Source organism: Agromyces seonyuensis (assembly GCF_009789225.1).
In the GTDB taxonomy this organism is placed as follows: domain Bacteria; phylum Actinomycetota; class Actinomycetes; order Actinomycetales; family Microbacteriaceae; genus Agromyces; species Agromyces seonyuensis.
Genome location: NZ_WSTA01000055.1, coordinates 14,823 through 27,689, shown reverse-complemented (window position 1 = coordinate 27,689; position 12,867 = coordinate 14,823). Strand labels below are relative to the sequence as shown.

Sequence of the window (12,867 nt, the reverse complement as noted above, 5' to 3'; positions counted from 1 at the left end):
AGGCGCCCCGCGCGCTCCCGCGGACGCGACGGTCGTCTCCGAGGCGGGCCCGGCCTGGCGGCGCGCAGGCCGGCCGCGCGCGCTCGGCTCAGGCGAAGGCGGGGATGCCCGTGAGCGCGCGGCCGAGCACGAGCCGGTGGATCTCGTCGGTGCCCTCGTAGGTGCGCACGGCCTCGAGGTTCGCGAGATGGCGCATGACGGGGAACTCGTCGGTGATGCCGTCGCCGGCGAGGATCGCGCGAGCGGCCGACGCGATCCCCAGCGCCTGGCGCACGTTGTTGAGCTTGCCGACGGAGATCTGCGCCGGGGTGAGGGCCCCGCGCTCCTTGAGCCGGCCGAGGTGGAGGGCGAGCAGCATCCCCGTCTCGTAGGCGACGAGCGCATCGGCGAGGCTGCCCTGCACGAGCTGCCGGGCGCCGATCGGGGCGCCGAAGACCTCGCGCGTCCTCGCGCGTCCGACGGCGGCGTCGAGGCAAGCGCGCGCCGCGCCCATCGAGCCCCACACGATGCCGTAGCGCGCGCCGTTCAGGCACGAGAACGGGCCGCTCAGCCCGCTCGCACCGGGCAGCACGGCATCGGTGGGCACGCGCACGCCCGTGAGGGCGAGATCGCACTGGATGCTCGCGCGCATCGCGAACTTGCCGGCGATCGGCGTCGCGGCGAAGCCGGGGGTCGTCGTCGGCACGAGGAACCCGCGCACCACGCCCTCCTCGTCCTTCGCCCACACGACCGCGACGTCGGCGACGGACGCGAGGCCGATCCAGCGCTTCGCGCCGTCGATGACCCACTCGTCGCCGTCGCGTCGGGCCGTCGTCGTCATCGCGCCGGGGTCGGAGCCGCCCTGCGGTTCGGTGAGGGCGAAGCAGCCGACGGCCTCACCGGCGGCCATCCGCGGCAGCCATTCCGTCCGCTGCGCCTCGGAGCCGTGCGCGAGGATCGCGTGCATCGCGAGCGAGCACTGCACCGAGACGAACGTGCGCCACCCCGAGTCGACGTACTCGAGCTCGTGGCAGACGAGCCCGTAGGCGACCGGACCCGCACCCGAGCCGCCGTAGCCCGCCAACTGCACGCCGAGGAGCCCGGCCGCACCGAGTTCGGGCACGAGCTCGGCGCGGAAGCGCGCCGCCTCGAAGTCCGCCGCGATGCGCGGGGCGATGCGCGTCGCCGCGAACTCGCGGGCGCGCTCGCGCCACTCGCGCTCGTCGTCCTCGAGCAGGGCGTCGAGGTCGAACACCGCCTCGACGGGATCGACGGCCGGGTCGGTCGCGCCGGTCAGGTCGGTCAGGTCGGCTGGGTCGGTCATGTCGGCTCCGTCCGGGCGGGGGTGCGATGGTCGTCGGGACGCGGCAGCCAGTCGGCGCCGCGGTGCTCGTCGAGCGCGGGGGCGCGTCGCGTCGCCGCCCGGATCGCGCCGTCGAGGCGGATGGGCGGGGCGATGAAACGGTCGCCCGGGCTCGCTTCACCGGGCGGGGCGGCCTCGTCGCCCGGCTCGTCGACGTAGCGCCCGAGCGGTTCGAGCCCGAGCGACTCCGCGAAGCGGATGCCCTCGGCGATCGTGTTGACCGGGCCGGCGGGCACGCCCGCCGCGGTGAGGGCGGCCGACCAGTCGGCGGCGCTGCGCGCCGCGAGGCATCCGTCGATCGCCTGAGTCAGCTCGTCGCGGTGGGCGACGCGGTCGGGATTCGTGCGGAAGCGCGGGTCGGTCGCGAGCGAGGGAGCGCCGAGCGCCCCGGCGAGCGCGGCGAACTGCCGGTCGTTGCCGACGGCGAGCGCGAGCGGCCGGTCGGCGGCGCGGAAGAGGGCGTACGGGGCGATCGAGGGGTGGGCGTTGCCGTGGCGTGCGGGCGGGACGCCGGTCGCGATGGTCGAGGCCGCCTGGTTGACGAGGCCCGACAGGAGCGAGTGCAGCAGGCTGACCTCGACGTGCGCGCCGACCCCGGTGCGGTCGCGCTCGCGGAGGGCGAGCAGGATGCCGGCGAGGGCGTGCTGGCCGGTGAGCACGTCGACGAGGGCGACGCCGGCCTTCATGGGCTCGCCCTCCGGTTCGCCGGTGATCGACATGAGGCCGCCCGCCGCCTGCACGAGCAGGTCGTAGCCCGGCAGTCCCGCGGCCGCCGGCGCCGACCCGAATCCCGTGATCGAGCAGTGGACGAGCCCCGGGTGCGCCGCCCGCAGCGTCTCGGCGTCGAGGCCGTAGCGGGCGAGGACGCCGGGGCGGAAGTTCTCGACGAGCACGTCGGCGGTGCCGGCGAGCCGCCGCGCCTCGGCCAGGCCGTCCTCCGTCGCGAGGTCGAGCACGATCGCGCGCTTGCCGCGGTTGAGCCCGGCGAAGTAGGTCGAGACGCCGTGCCGGTCGACCGGCGGCGCCCACTGCCGCGTCTCGTCGCCGCCGGGCGGCTCGATCTTCACGACGTCGGCGCCGAAGTCGGCGAGCAGCATGGTCGCGTAGGGCCCGGCGAGCACGCGCGAGAAGTCGAGCACGCGGATGCCGTCGAGGGGCGCCGCGGCAGACCGCGGTGCCGTGCCCGGATCGTTCCCCGGTTCGCTCGGGTGCATCGTCCCCGCCTTCGTGGACTCGGCCGCCGCGCACGCGGCGACGCAAAGATGCTATACCGGATGTTTTCTCCGGCGACCCCTCCCGAACGGGCATCCGCTGGGATATCGTCATGCCCACGCACCGCTCGCCGGCAACCCCGGCGGCGCACGCACCCGATGAGGAGAACCCCCGTATGAGCGACTACGCCGTCGTCGACCCGGCCACGGGCGAGACGATCAGCACCTACCCGACGATCACCGACGAGGGCCTCGACGCCGCGATCGCCTCCGCGTTCGCCGTCGCCCGAGGGTGGGCGAAGACGTCGGGCGTCGCCGAGCGCGCGGCCCTCGTGCGGCGCGTCGCCGAACTGCACACCGAGCGGCGCGAGGAACTCGCCGCCCTCATCGTGCGCGAGATGGGCAAGCCCCTCGACCAGGCGCTCGGCGAGGTCGACTTCGCCGCAGCGATCTACGAGTACTACGCCGACCACGCGGAGGGCTTCCTCGCGGACGAGCCGATCGCGCTGCTCGACGGCGAGGGCTCGGCGCTCGTGCGCAAGGCCCCGCTCGGGGTGCTGCTCGGCATCATGCCGTGGAACTTCCCCTACTACCAGGTCGCCCGCTTCGCCGGCCCGAACCTCGCGATCGGCAACACGATCCTGCTCAAGCACGCGCCGCAGTGCCCCGAGTCGGCCGCGGCGATCGAGACGATCTTCCGCGACGCCGGCTTCCCCGAGGGCGCCTACGTCAACCTCTACGCCTCGAACGAGCAGGCCGCGGCCGTCATCGCCGACCCGCGCGTGCAGGGCGTCTCCCTCACGGGCTCCGAGCGCGCGGGCGCCGCCGTCGCCGAGATCGCGGGCCGCCACCTCAAGAAGGTCGTGCTCGAGCTCGGCGGCTCCGACCCCTTCATCGTGCTCTCGACCGACGACCTCGACGCCACCGTGCAGGCCGCCGTCGACGCCCGCCTCGACAACTCCGGCCAGTCGTGCAACGCGGCCAAGCGCTTCATCGTCGCCGACGACCTCTACGACGCGTTCCTCGAGAAGTTCACCGCGGGGCTCACCGCCGCGGCCCCGTCGACCGACGCGGATGCGGCCGTCGGCCCGCTCTCCTCCGCCGCCGCGACCGCGCGCATCGCCGCGCAGCTCGAGGAGGCGATCGCCGGCGGCGCGACCCTCGTGGCCGGCGGCACCGCCGAGGGCAACTTCGTCGCGCCGACGGTGCTCGCCGACGTGGCCCCGTCGAACCCCGCCCGGCACCAGGAGTTCTTCGGCCCCGTCGCGATGGTGTTCCGCGCCGCCGACGAGGCCGAGGCCGTCGAGATCGCCAACGACACCCCCTTCGGCCTCGGCTCATACGTCTACACGACCGACCCCGAGCAGGCCGACCGCGTCGCGAACGCCATCGACGCCGGCATGGTCTACGTCAACGTCGTGCTCGCCGACGGCGTGGAACTGCCGTTCGGCGGCGTGAAGCGCTCCGGCTCGGGCCGCGAGCTCGGCCGCTTCGGCGCCGACGAGTTCGTCAACAAGAAGCTCATCCGCATCGGTTGATCCGCCCCGGATGCCTCGCGCCCGCGCTCCCGCTCGGGATCGCGGGCGCGGTGCGTCCGGGGGCCGTTCCCGCGCCCGTCGGCTCGCGATCCTGCCGAGTCCCCACGGCATCCTGCCCGGTTCGCCGGATGCGCCGAGCCGCGTCCACCCGCACTCGTACGCTCGCGGGAGCACCGTACGCACCACCGGAAGGACCCCCGTGATCACGATCCACCTGCGCTACGAGATCGACGCCGACAAGCTCGCGGAGTTCACCGAGTACGGCCGACGCTGGATCCGGCTCGTGAACCGCATGGGCGGCACGCACCGCGGGTACTTCTTGCCGAGCGAGGGCGACAGCGACGTCGCGTACGCGCTCTTCGACTTCCCCTCGCTCGCCGACTACGAGCAGTACCGCATCGCCGCGAAGACCGACCCGGAGTGCCGGGAGGCCTACGCGTTCGCGGCCGAGACGCGGTGCATCCGCCGTTACGAGCGCCGCTTCCTCGAGCCGCTCGACGCCTGAGCCGCCCGGCGCGCGGCGCCGCCCGAGTTCGCCGCCCGTTCAGATCCGAGGGGTAACGTCGATCGGGTGCCCGACGCAGCAGTGAACCGATTCCAGGCCGTCCTCTTCGACTGCGACGGCGTGCTCGTCGACTCGGAGACCATCACGAACCGGGTGCTGCGCGGCATGCTGCACGAGCTCGGCTGGATGCTGGACGAGGCCGAGTCACTCTCGCGCTTCGTCGGCCGCGCCCTCAAGGACGAGCTCGGCGTCATCGAGGCGCACACCGGCTTCGCGCCCGACGACGCGTGGATCGCCGAGTTCCGCCGCCGCCGCAACGTCGCCCTGACCGACGCGCTCGAGCCCATCCCGGGCGCGCCCGACGCGGTGCGCGCGATCGCCGCCGCGTTCGAGGGCCGGATCGCGGTCGCCTCGGGGGCCGACCGCGCCAAGATCGAGCTCCAGCTCGCCAAGACGGGGATGCTCGACGCCTTCGGCGAGCACGTCTACTCGGGCATGGAGACCCCGCGCTCCAAGCCCGCGCCCGACGTGTACCTCGCTGCAGCTGCCGGACTCGGGGCGGATGCCCGCAAGTGCGCCGTCGTCGAGGACACGGTCGCCGGGGTGACGGCCGGGGTCGCGGCGGGCGCGACGGTCTTCGCCTTCGCCCCCGGGGGGCCGGCCCACACGGCGCCCGACGCGCTGCTCGCCGCGGGGGCCGCCCACGTGTTCACGTCGATGGCCGAGCTGCCGGGACTGCTGGCGCTCGCGCCGGCGCGCTCGGTGTGATGCCCAGGGGCGCTGCGTCGGAACACGACTCTGATCATCGACGAGCACTGGCCGGTCGCGGTCGCGGCGAAGTTGTTCATGGTCTCGCCCGTGACCGCCCGCAAGCGGGCGACCCGATACCGCCCCGAGGGCGTCGGCGGGATGGCCGACCGCTCGAGCCGGCGCAGATCGCCGGCGAACTCGGCTTGCCGACCTCGACCGTGCACGCCGTCCTCGTGCGCTGCCGCATCAACCGGCCGGCACGCCGTTTGACATGTGACAAATATGAGGTCTACTGTTAGTCACGTGTCTAACAGTGATCGAATGAGCCCGGCGGATCGGTCGGAGCAGATCGTCCGCGTGGCCGCTGAGCACTTCGCTCGGGACGGTATCGCGGGCGCTTCCATGCGTGCGATCGCAACCGACGCGGGGGTCACCCGGGCGCTCGTGTACCACTACTTCCCCGGCAAGGAAGCGCTCCTGAACGCCGTGCTGCGCCGCGAGTCCGACTTACTCCTGGAAGCGACCCGACCCGACCCGGCACTCAGTGCCAGGGCGAACCTGCGTCGTGCACTCGGCGCCTATCTCGAGTTCTTCGAGGCGAGCCGCGGCGGGGTGCGTGAGCTGTACAGCCCCGCTTCGACGGTTCCGGCCGTAAGCGAGCTCGCCGAAGCGAACCACGGAGTGCACGTGCGTTGGCTTCTCGGATACACCGAGGCGCAGGACTCCCCGCGGGCGCGTCTGGCGCTCGGCGGGTGGCTCGCGTTCGTCGAGTACACCGCCCGCCAGTCCGTCGACGGCGGCAACGTGGCCCGCGCGGACGTCGTCGACCTCTGCATCTCCACGCTCGAAGGCGCACTGGGCACCTCGCTCACCGACCTCCAGCCCATCAACCAGAAAGCGTCATCAGAATGAGAATCGTCGTACTCGGAGCGACCGGCAATGTCGGCTCCCGCCTCACTGCCCGGGCCGCCAGCGCAGGACACCAGGTTGTCGCGTTCGCCCGACGCCCTGAGGCTGTCGCCTCGCGGGAAGGCGTGACTGTCGTCGCCGGGTCAGCAGAGGATGCCGTCGCCCTCGAGCAGGCCGCCAGAGGCGCCGACGCCGTCGTGGTTTCGATCACCGGCAAGATGAGCGATGGCTCCTTCATGCAGAAGCGCCTACCGGGGATCATCGCGGCGACGAAGCAGGCCGGCGTGCGCCGCCTGATCCTCATTTCGGTCTTCGGCGCCGGCGACACTTCTGGCAGAGCGTCCGGAATCGGCCGTCTGATCTACAAGACGGCGCTGAGCAAGTTCCTGAGGGACAAGGCCGCCGCCGATCAGATCCTGCAGCGCTCCGGCCTGGACTGGACGATCGTCTACCCGGTCAACCTCAAGGCGGCACCCGCACTCCCGCAGGGCGCTTCCGTCAAGAACCTCGGCGAAGTAGCGAAAGTGCCCGGTCTCCCGACTCTGCCGTTGGACAACGCCGCCGCCGCAGTTCTGGACATCGTCACCGACCCGGGCACGATCGGCCAGCGACTGCTGATCACCACACCGACGGGTTTCAAGCTCGCAGATTGAGAGCCCAGCCTGATCAACTGGCCCATCCAGGTGCGACGTCTTCGCCCTTCAGCAGGTCAGCGCCGTGTTCCGAGGCAACGCCCCTGGACATCGCACCGAGGCCGATCGGGTCGCTCGAGCCGTTCGCCCTCAGGCGAGCTTCGCGTCGATCTCCGCCTTGCGCCGGGTGAACAGCTCGCGCAGCAGCTCGTCGCTCGGCGGGTCGGCAACGGTGCAGTGCAGCGCGCCCTTCGTCTGCGCGTTGCCCTCGAGCAGCCCGTCGGCGGCGAGCGCCGGCAGCACGTCGCCCGAGAACGGGTACACGGCGATGTAGCGCGTGCGGCCCATCGCCGCGGCGAACCCCTGTTCGCGGTAGCGCAGCGCGGGCATCCCGTACCCGGTGCCTTCGATGGCGTCAGGGGCGACGTCGCGGGCGATCGCGTAGATGCGCGCGATCAACTCGCCTTCCGGGCCTTCGAGCCCGTCGAGATACGCCGACACCGTTCCCATCCGGGCATCCTTGCAGCCCCTTCCGGATGCCGCGACCCTCGTCGCGACGAGCGGCGGGGGTCCGCGGGAGGGCTCAGCCGGGCTCGACCCGGGCACGCATCCGCGGCACGGCCCAGCCGACGACGGCGAGCACGAGCACGGCGAAGACGACGAGCACCGGTTGGAGCGGTGCGACGACGAGGGCGACGCCGATGAGCAGCGACGGCACGGCGAGCCCGACGTAGGCGATGAGGAAGACGCCCGCGAGCACCTCGCCGCGGTTGCCGGCGGGGGCGAGCGAACCGGCGACGCCGAGCGAGGAGCGGAAGAGCACGCCGACCCCGGCACCCGCCGTGATGCCCGCGAGCACGAAGAGCCAGAGGATGCCCGCGAGCACCGCGAGCGCCATCGCCGCGATCCCGACGGCGACGAGCACGAGCGAGAGCAGGAGCTGCCGGCCGAGCGGGCGGCGCACGGTGAGCACCTGGGCGATCGCCGCCGACATGAACACCGCGAACGGCACCGCACCGGCCGCCAGGTGCGAGTCGACGCCCATCGCGACGACGAGCACGGTCGGGGTGAGCGCCATGAACATGCCGAACACCGCGAATGCCGCGAACGCCGCCGCGCCGGCCGCCCAGAAGGTCCCTCGCGAGGCGGCGGGCACCGCGATGCGCTGCGGTCGGTAGGGCCGCGACTCGAGTCGGACGGTCTCGGGCAGCAGGGCGACCGCGACCACGGCGAGCGCGAGGAGGAGGACGAAGACGACGTAGGGCAGGAACATCGGCGCCGGGGCGTAGGTGACGAGGATGCCGGCGATGAGCGGCCCCATGGCGAGGCCGCCGATGTTGGCGAAGCTCGCCACGACCGGGGCGATCGTCGAGTCGGGCTTCGCCACGGCACGCAGTTCCGAGATGTGGGCGGTCGCCGTCGCGGTGAGCGCGCCGATGCCGACGCCCGAGACGAATCGGGCGACGATGAGGCCGGGGACTTCGGCCCAGAGCAGGAACATGCCGGCCGCGACGATCTCGATGGCGAGCGCGGCGAGGAAGACGCGCCGCCGGCCGAGCCAGTCGCTGACGTGCCCTGCGAAGTAGAGGCTCACGACGACACCGACGGCGTAGGCCGCGAAGATGACGGTGGTGACCCACGTCGGGAAGCCGTCGCGCTCCTGGTAGAAGGCGTAGATCGGCGTCGGCACCGTCGAGAAGGCCAGGGCGACGGCGAACGCACCGGCCGCGGTCCAGAAGCCGGCGGCGTGCGCGCGAACGCTGCGGGCCGCGCGGGAGTCGGTGTCGGTGGGCATGCGATCCAGGATGCTCGCTCCGATCCATCGTGTCCAACGAACATCCTTGATCCCATCCATCGAATGCATCGATCATTGGGGGATGGACACCCGCTTGCTCGAGTACTTCGTCGCCGTGGTCGAGGAAGGCGGCTTCACGCGCGCCGCCGAACGCTGCTTCGTCGTGCAGTCGACCGTCTCGGCGGGCATCCGTGCGCTCGAGTCCGAGCTCGGCGCGACCCTCTTCGAGCGCACCTCTCGCCGCGTCGCGCCCACACCGGCCGGCGCCGCCCTGATCGAGAGCGCGCGTGAGGCGCTCGACGCCGTCGAGCGGGCACGGGGCGCGGTGACCGGCGGGGTCCGAGGCCGCCTCCGGGTCGGCATCTTCTCGAACCTCGGCTACCTCGACCTTCCCGGACTGTTCGCGCTGTTCCGGCAGCGGTATCCGTCCGTGCAGCTCAACCTCACGACGTCGCCGGGCGGCACGAGCGGCCTCGTGGAGGAGCTCCGGCACGGCCGCCTCGACCTCACCTTCCTCGGCATCCGCCCGGAGGAGGTGCCGGAGTTCGACGTCGCCGTGCTGCGGCGCTCGCCGATCGTCGCCGTGCTGCCGGTCGCGCACCCCCTCGCCGACCGGGACCGCGTCGCGCTCGCCGAGCTCGCCGACGAGCCGTTCGTCGACTCGCCGCCCGGGTTCGGACAGCGCCGCGTCGTCGAGCGGCTCTTCGACGCCGCGGGGCTGACCCGCCGGGTGACGACGGAGGTCGCCTACGTCGACGACGTGCCGCCGTTCGTGTCTGCCGGGCTCGGCGTCGCACTGCTGCCGTCCGAGCTGCTCGCCCGGGACGCGGACGTGGTCGCGGTGCCCCTCGTCGAGCCGGCCGAGTGGGTCATGAGCGTCGCGACGCGGCGTCATCCGAGCCCGGCTGCGAGCGCACTGCGCGAGCTCATGGCGGAGCGGCTCGCGTCGGCGGACTGAGTCGCGCGGCCGCTCGGCCGAACCGTTCTGCGGTCCGCCGGAGTCGTGCTAGGTTCATACCGACCAGACGGTATGCATCGGCGCGACGTCGCGGAAGGGATCCCAGTGCAGCGATTCGAAGGGCGCGTCGCCCTCATCACCGGCAGCAGCCGCGGCATCGGGTACGCGATCGCCGAGCGCATCGTCGCGGAAGGCGGCGACGTCGTGCTGACCGGCCGCAAGCCCGACGCCCTCGAGGCCGCCTCCCTGGCCCTCGGCGAGCACGCCCTCGGCATCCCCGGCCGCGCCGACGACCCCGAGCACCGCGCCGACGTGTTCGCCCGCATAGCCGAGACCCACGGCCGCCTCGACCACCTCGTCAACAACGCCGGCATCAACCCCGTCTACGGGCCCCTGCTCGGGCTCGACGCGGCGGCGGCGCGCAAGATCCTCGACGTCAACGTCCTCTCCGCCCTCGACTGGACGCGCGACGCCGTCGCCGCGGGCGGCCTCCGCTCGGTCGTCAACCTCGCCTCGATCTCGGGGCTCGCCGCGGCGCCCGGCATCGGCGCGTACGGCATCTCGAAGGCCGCGCTCGTGAACCTCGGCATCCAGCTCGCCGTCGAACTCGCGCCCGCGGTGCGCGTCAACTCCGTGGCCCCCGCCGTCGTCAAGACCGCCTTCGCCCGGGCGCTGTACGAGGGGCACGAGGCCGAGACCGCCGCCGCCTACCCGCTCGGCCGGCTCGGCGAACCCGCCGACGTCGCCGGTCCCGTCGCATTCCTCCTCTCCGACGACGCGGCCTGGATCACCGGGCAGACGATCGTGATCGACGGCGGCGGCAGCGTCCGTCCGGTCGAGTGACGCGGGAAGATCGAGCCATGAAGGATGTCAACGTCGCCGACGAGGTGCTCCGCAGCGCCGTCGCACTGTTCGCCGCCCAGGGCTACGCCAACACGAGTGTGCAGCAGATCGTGGAGGCGGCCGGGGTCACCAAGGGCGCCATGTACCACTACTTCGAGTCCAAGGACGATCTGCTCTTCGCGATCTACGACCGGATGCTGACCCTGCAGCAGTCGCACCTCGACGAGATCATCGCGCGCGGCGGCGGCACGGTCGACACCGTGCAGGCCGCGTGCGAAGACGTCATCGCGACCTCGATCGACTTCCTGCCCGAGGGCACGGTGTTCTTCCGCAGCCTCCACATGCTGAGCGCGCCGCGGCAGCAGGAGGTCACCCGGCGCCGGCGCGTCTACAACGACGCGTTCTCGGCGCTCATCGAGCAGGGACAGGCCGAGGGCGCGTTCCGCACGGACATCCCCCGACCGGTGCTCATCGCCCATTTCTTCAGCGACCTGCACTACCTCTCGCACTGGTTCTCCCCCGAGGGCCCCGAGGGGCGCGACGTCGTCGCGGCGCAATTGACCGAGCTGTACCTCACGAGCCTCAGGAGTCCCGATGCCGATTGACCCGGCCCCCGCCGCCCCTGCCGAGACCTCCGCCCTGCCCGCGACGATGCGGGCCTGGCGGGTCACCCGCACGGGCGAACCCGTCGACGTGCTCGAACTGCACGAGATCGAGCGCCCCGAACCCGCCCCCGGGGAGGTGCTCGTGCGCACGAGCGCCGTCGCGATCAACTTCCCCGACGTGCTGCTCGCCCGCGGCGAGTACCAGGTGCGGCCCGACCCGCCCTTCGTCCCCGGCATCGAGCTGGCCGGCACCGTCGCCGCGCTCGGCGAGGGCGTCGACGGCGTCGCCGTCGGGGACCGGGTCGTCGGCTCCAAGATCGGCGTGCTCGCCGAGTACGCGACCGTGCCGGCCGAAGCCGTGCGGCTCGCGCCCGAGTCCCTCGACGACGCGGCGGCCGCGGCCCTCACGATCGCCTACCAGACGGCCTGGTTCGGACTCCACCGGCGGGCGGCGTTGCAGCCGGGCGAGTGGCTGCTCGTGCACGCGGCCGCGGGCGGCGTCGGCTCGGCCGCGGTGCAGCTCGGCGTCGCCGCCGGCGCCCGCGTGATCGGGGTCGTCGGCAGCGAGGCGAAGGCCGAGACGGCGCGCGCCGCCGGCGCCGAGATCGTCCTCGTCCGGGGGCGCGACGACCTCATCCCCGCGATCCAGGCGGCGACCGGCCGCCACGGCGTCGACGTCGTCTTCGACCCGGTCGGCGGCGACGCCTTCGCGGTCTCCACGAAGACGATCGCCTTCGAGGGCCGCATCGTCGTCGTCGGATTCGCCGGCGGCACCATCCAGTCGGTGCGCCCCGAGCACGCCCTCGTCAAGAACTACTCGGTGCTCGGCCTGCATTGGGCGCTCTACCAGCAACTGCGCCCCGAACTCGTCGAGGCGGCGCACGCCGAACTGGCCGCCCTCGCCGCCGCGGGCCGCATCGCGCCAGTCGTCGACGACGTCGTGCCCTTCGAGCGCGCGCCCGAGGCCGTGCAGCGCCTCGCCGGCGGCGCCACGACCGGCCGGCTCGTCGTGCGGGTAGCCGACCGATGAGCGGACGCCTCGACGGCCGCGTCGCCCTCATCACGGGCGCGGCCCGCGGACTCGGCGCCGAGTACGCGCGCGCGGTCGCGGCCGAGGGCGCGAGCATCCTGATCGCCGATGTGCTCGACGAGCCGGGCGAGGCGCTCGCCGCCGAGCTCGGCGAGCGCGCCGCCTACGCGCACCTCGACGTGACCTCCGAAGCCGACTGGGAGGCCGCGGTCGCCGCCGCCGCCGCGAGGTTCGGCCGCCTCGACGTGCTCGTCAACAACGCGGGCATCGCCAACTCCGCCCCCATCGAGCACTTCACGCTCGCCAAGTGGAACGCCGTCATCGCCGTGAACCTCACCGGCACGTTCCTCGGCTGCCGCGCCGTCGTGCCGGCCATGAAAGCCGCGGGCGGCGGCTCGATCGTGAACATCTCGTCGGTGGAGGGGCTCCGCGGCAGCCCGTCGCTGCACGGCTACACGGCCTCGAAGTTCGGCGTTCGCGGCCTCGCGAAGTCGCTCGCGGTCGAACTCGGTCCGGCGGGCATCCGCGTGAACTCCGTGCACCCCGGCTTCATCGACACCGACATGACGACCCGCATCGACCCCGCGAACCTCGTCATCCCGCTCGGCCGCGGCGGCGCGCCCCGCGACGTCGCGGGCACGATCGTGTTCCTCGCCTCCGACGACTCCGCCTGGATCACCGGTGCCGAGTTCGTCGTCGATGGCGGGATGACGGCGGCGATCGCGCACCGCTGAGCCCGCTCCCGCGAT

Annotated in this window: 14 protein-coding genes and 1 pseudogene; 11 read left to right on the top strand and 4 right to left on the bottom strand. The window is 72.9% G+C overall.

Going from position 1 to position 12,867, the window contains the following annotated elements; translation table 11 throughout:
* Positions 1-88: 88 nt before the first annotated feature.
* Both GB864_RS12345 and GB864_RS12340 read right to left on the bottom strand, forming a co-directional pair.
* Positions 89-1,303 (bottom strand): acyl-CoA dehydrogenase family protein, encoded by a 1,215-nt coding sequence (locus GB864_RS12345; RefSeq protein ID WP_160425482.1) that lies wholly within the window; start codon positions 1,301-1,303, stop codon positions 89-91.
* On the bottom strand, positions 1,300-2,556 hold the full coding sequence (locus GB864_RS12340; protein WP_160425480.1) for a CaiB/BaiF CoA transferase family protein: 1,257 nt from the start codon (positions 2,554-2,556) through the stop codon (positions 1,300-1,302). Before GB864_RS12340 ends, GB864_RS12345 begins: the two co-directional genes overlap by 4 nt.
* A gap of 173 nt (positions 2,557-2,729) precedes the next feature.
* On the opposite strand from GB864_RS12340, the gene GB864_RS12335 reads away from it, so the two are divergent.
* The 6 genes and pseudogenes from GB864_RS12335 (at position 2,730) to GB864_RS12310 (ending at position 6,908) form a co-directional block, all read left to right on the top strand.
* Positions 2,730-4,091 (top strand): NAD-dependent succinate-semialdehyde dehydrogenase, encoded by a 1,362-nt coding sequence (locus GB864_RS12335; RefSeq protein ID WP_160425478.1) that lies wholly within the window; start codon positions 2,730-2,732, stop codon positions 4,089-4,091.
* A 199-nt stretch (positions 4,092-4,290) separates the two neighbouring features.
* Positions 4,291-4,596 carry an NIPSNAP family protein gene (locus tag GB864_RS18560; RefSeq protein ID WP_160425476.1) on the top strand — a complete coding sequence of 102 codons (306 nt, stop codon included), beginning with the start codon at positions 4,291-4,293 and terminating at the stop codon, positions 4,594-4,596.
* A 66-nt stretch (positions 4,597-4,662) separates the two neighbouring features.
* Positions 4,663-5,364 carry an HAD-IA family hydrolase gene (locus tag GB864_RS12325; RefSeq protein WP_160425474.1) on the top strand — a complete coding sequence of 234 codons (702 nt, stop codon included), beginning with the start codon at positions 4,663-4,665 and terminating at the stop codon, positions 5,362-5,364.
* Between the two features lie 12 nt (positions 5,365-5,376).
* A pseudogene (locus tag GB864_RS12320) lies at positions 5,377-5,600 on the top strand (IS481 family transposase); the annotation flags it as partial.
* Between the two features lie 28 nt (positions 5,601-5,628).
* Positions 5,629-6,258, top strand: a complete 630-nt coding sequence (locus GB864_RS12315; protein ID WP_336603980.1) for a TetR/AcrR family transcriptional regulator — start codon at positions 5,629-5,631, stop codon at positions 6,256-6,258.
* The gene (locus tag GB864_RS12310) at positions 6,255-6,908 is read left to right on the top strand and encodes an NAD(P)-dependent oxidoreductase (protein ID WP_160425468.1); all 654 of its coding nucleotides are present in this window, start codon (positions 6,255-6,257) and stop codon (positions 6,906-6,908) included. The genes GB864_RS12315 and GB864_RS12310 overlap by 4 nt, the downstream gene beginning before the upstream one ends.
* Positions 6,909-7,037: 129 nt before the next feature.
* Here GB864_RS12310 and GB864_RS12305 read toward each other — a convergent pair whose 3' ends face one another.
* Entirely contained in the window at positions 7,038-7,397 is a 360-nt protein-coding gene (locus GB864_RS12305) for an iron chaperone (protein ID WP_160425466.1), read from the bottom strand.
* Positions 7,398-7,470: 73 nt separating this feature from the next.
* Complete coding sequence (locus tag GB864_RS12300) at positions 7,471-8,682, bottom strand: MFS transporter (protein WP_160425464.1); 1,212 nt, start codon at positions 8,680-8,682, stop codon at positions 7,471-7,473.
* A gap of 82 nt (positions 8,683-8,764) precedes the next feature.
* Here GB864_RS12300 and GB864_RS12295 point away from each other — a divergent pair, with 82 nt between their 5' ends.
* From GB864_RS12295 to GB864_RS12275, 5 genes are all read left to right on the top strand, one after another.
* Complete coding sequence (locus GB864_RS12295; protein ID WP_160425462.1) at positions 8,765-9,640, top strand: LysR family transcriptional regulator; 876 nt, start codon at positions 8,765-8,767, stop codon at positions 9,638-9,640.
* Between the two features lie 72 nt (positions 9,641-9,712).
* Positions 9,713-10,483: an SDR family oxidoreductase gene (locus GB864_RS12290; RefSeq protein WP_160425459.1), complete on the top strand. Its 771-nt coding sequence runs from the start codon at positions 9,713-9,715 to the stop codon at positions 10,481-10,483.
* 17 nt (positions 10,484-10,500) lie between these two features.
* Complete coding sequence (locus tag GB864_RS12285; RefSeq protein ID WP_160425457.1) at positions 10,501-11,088, top strand: TetR/AcrR family transcriptional regulator; 588 nt, start codon at positions 10,501-10,503, stop codon at positions 11,086-11,088.
* Entirely contained in the window at positions 11,078-12,118 is a 1,041-nt protein-coding gene (locus GB864_RS12280; protein WP_236779082.1) for an NADPH:quinone oxidoreductase family protein, read from the top strand. The genes GB864_RS12285 and GB864_RS12280 overlap by 11 nt, the downstream gene beginning before the upstream one ends.
* The gene (locus GB864_RS12275; RefSeq protein WP_160425456.1) at positions 12,115-12,852 is read left to right on the top strand and encodes a glucose 1-dehydrogenase; all 738 of its coding nucleotides are present in this window, start codon (positions 12,115-12,117) and stop codon (positions 12,850-12,852) included. The genes GB864_RS12280 and GB864_RS12275 overlap by 4 nt, the downstream gene beginning before the upstream one ends.
* The last annotated feature ends 15 nt before the right edge of the window (positions 12,853-12,867 follow it).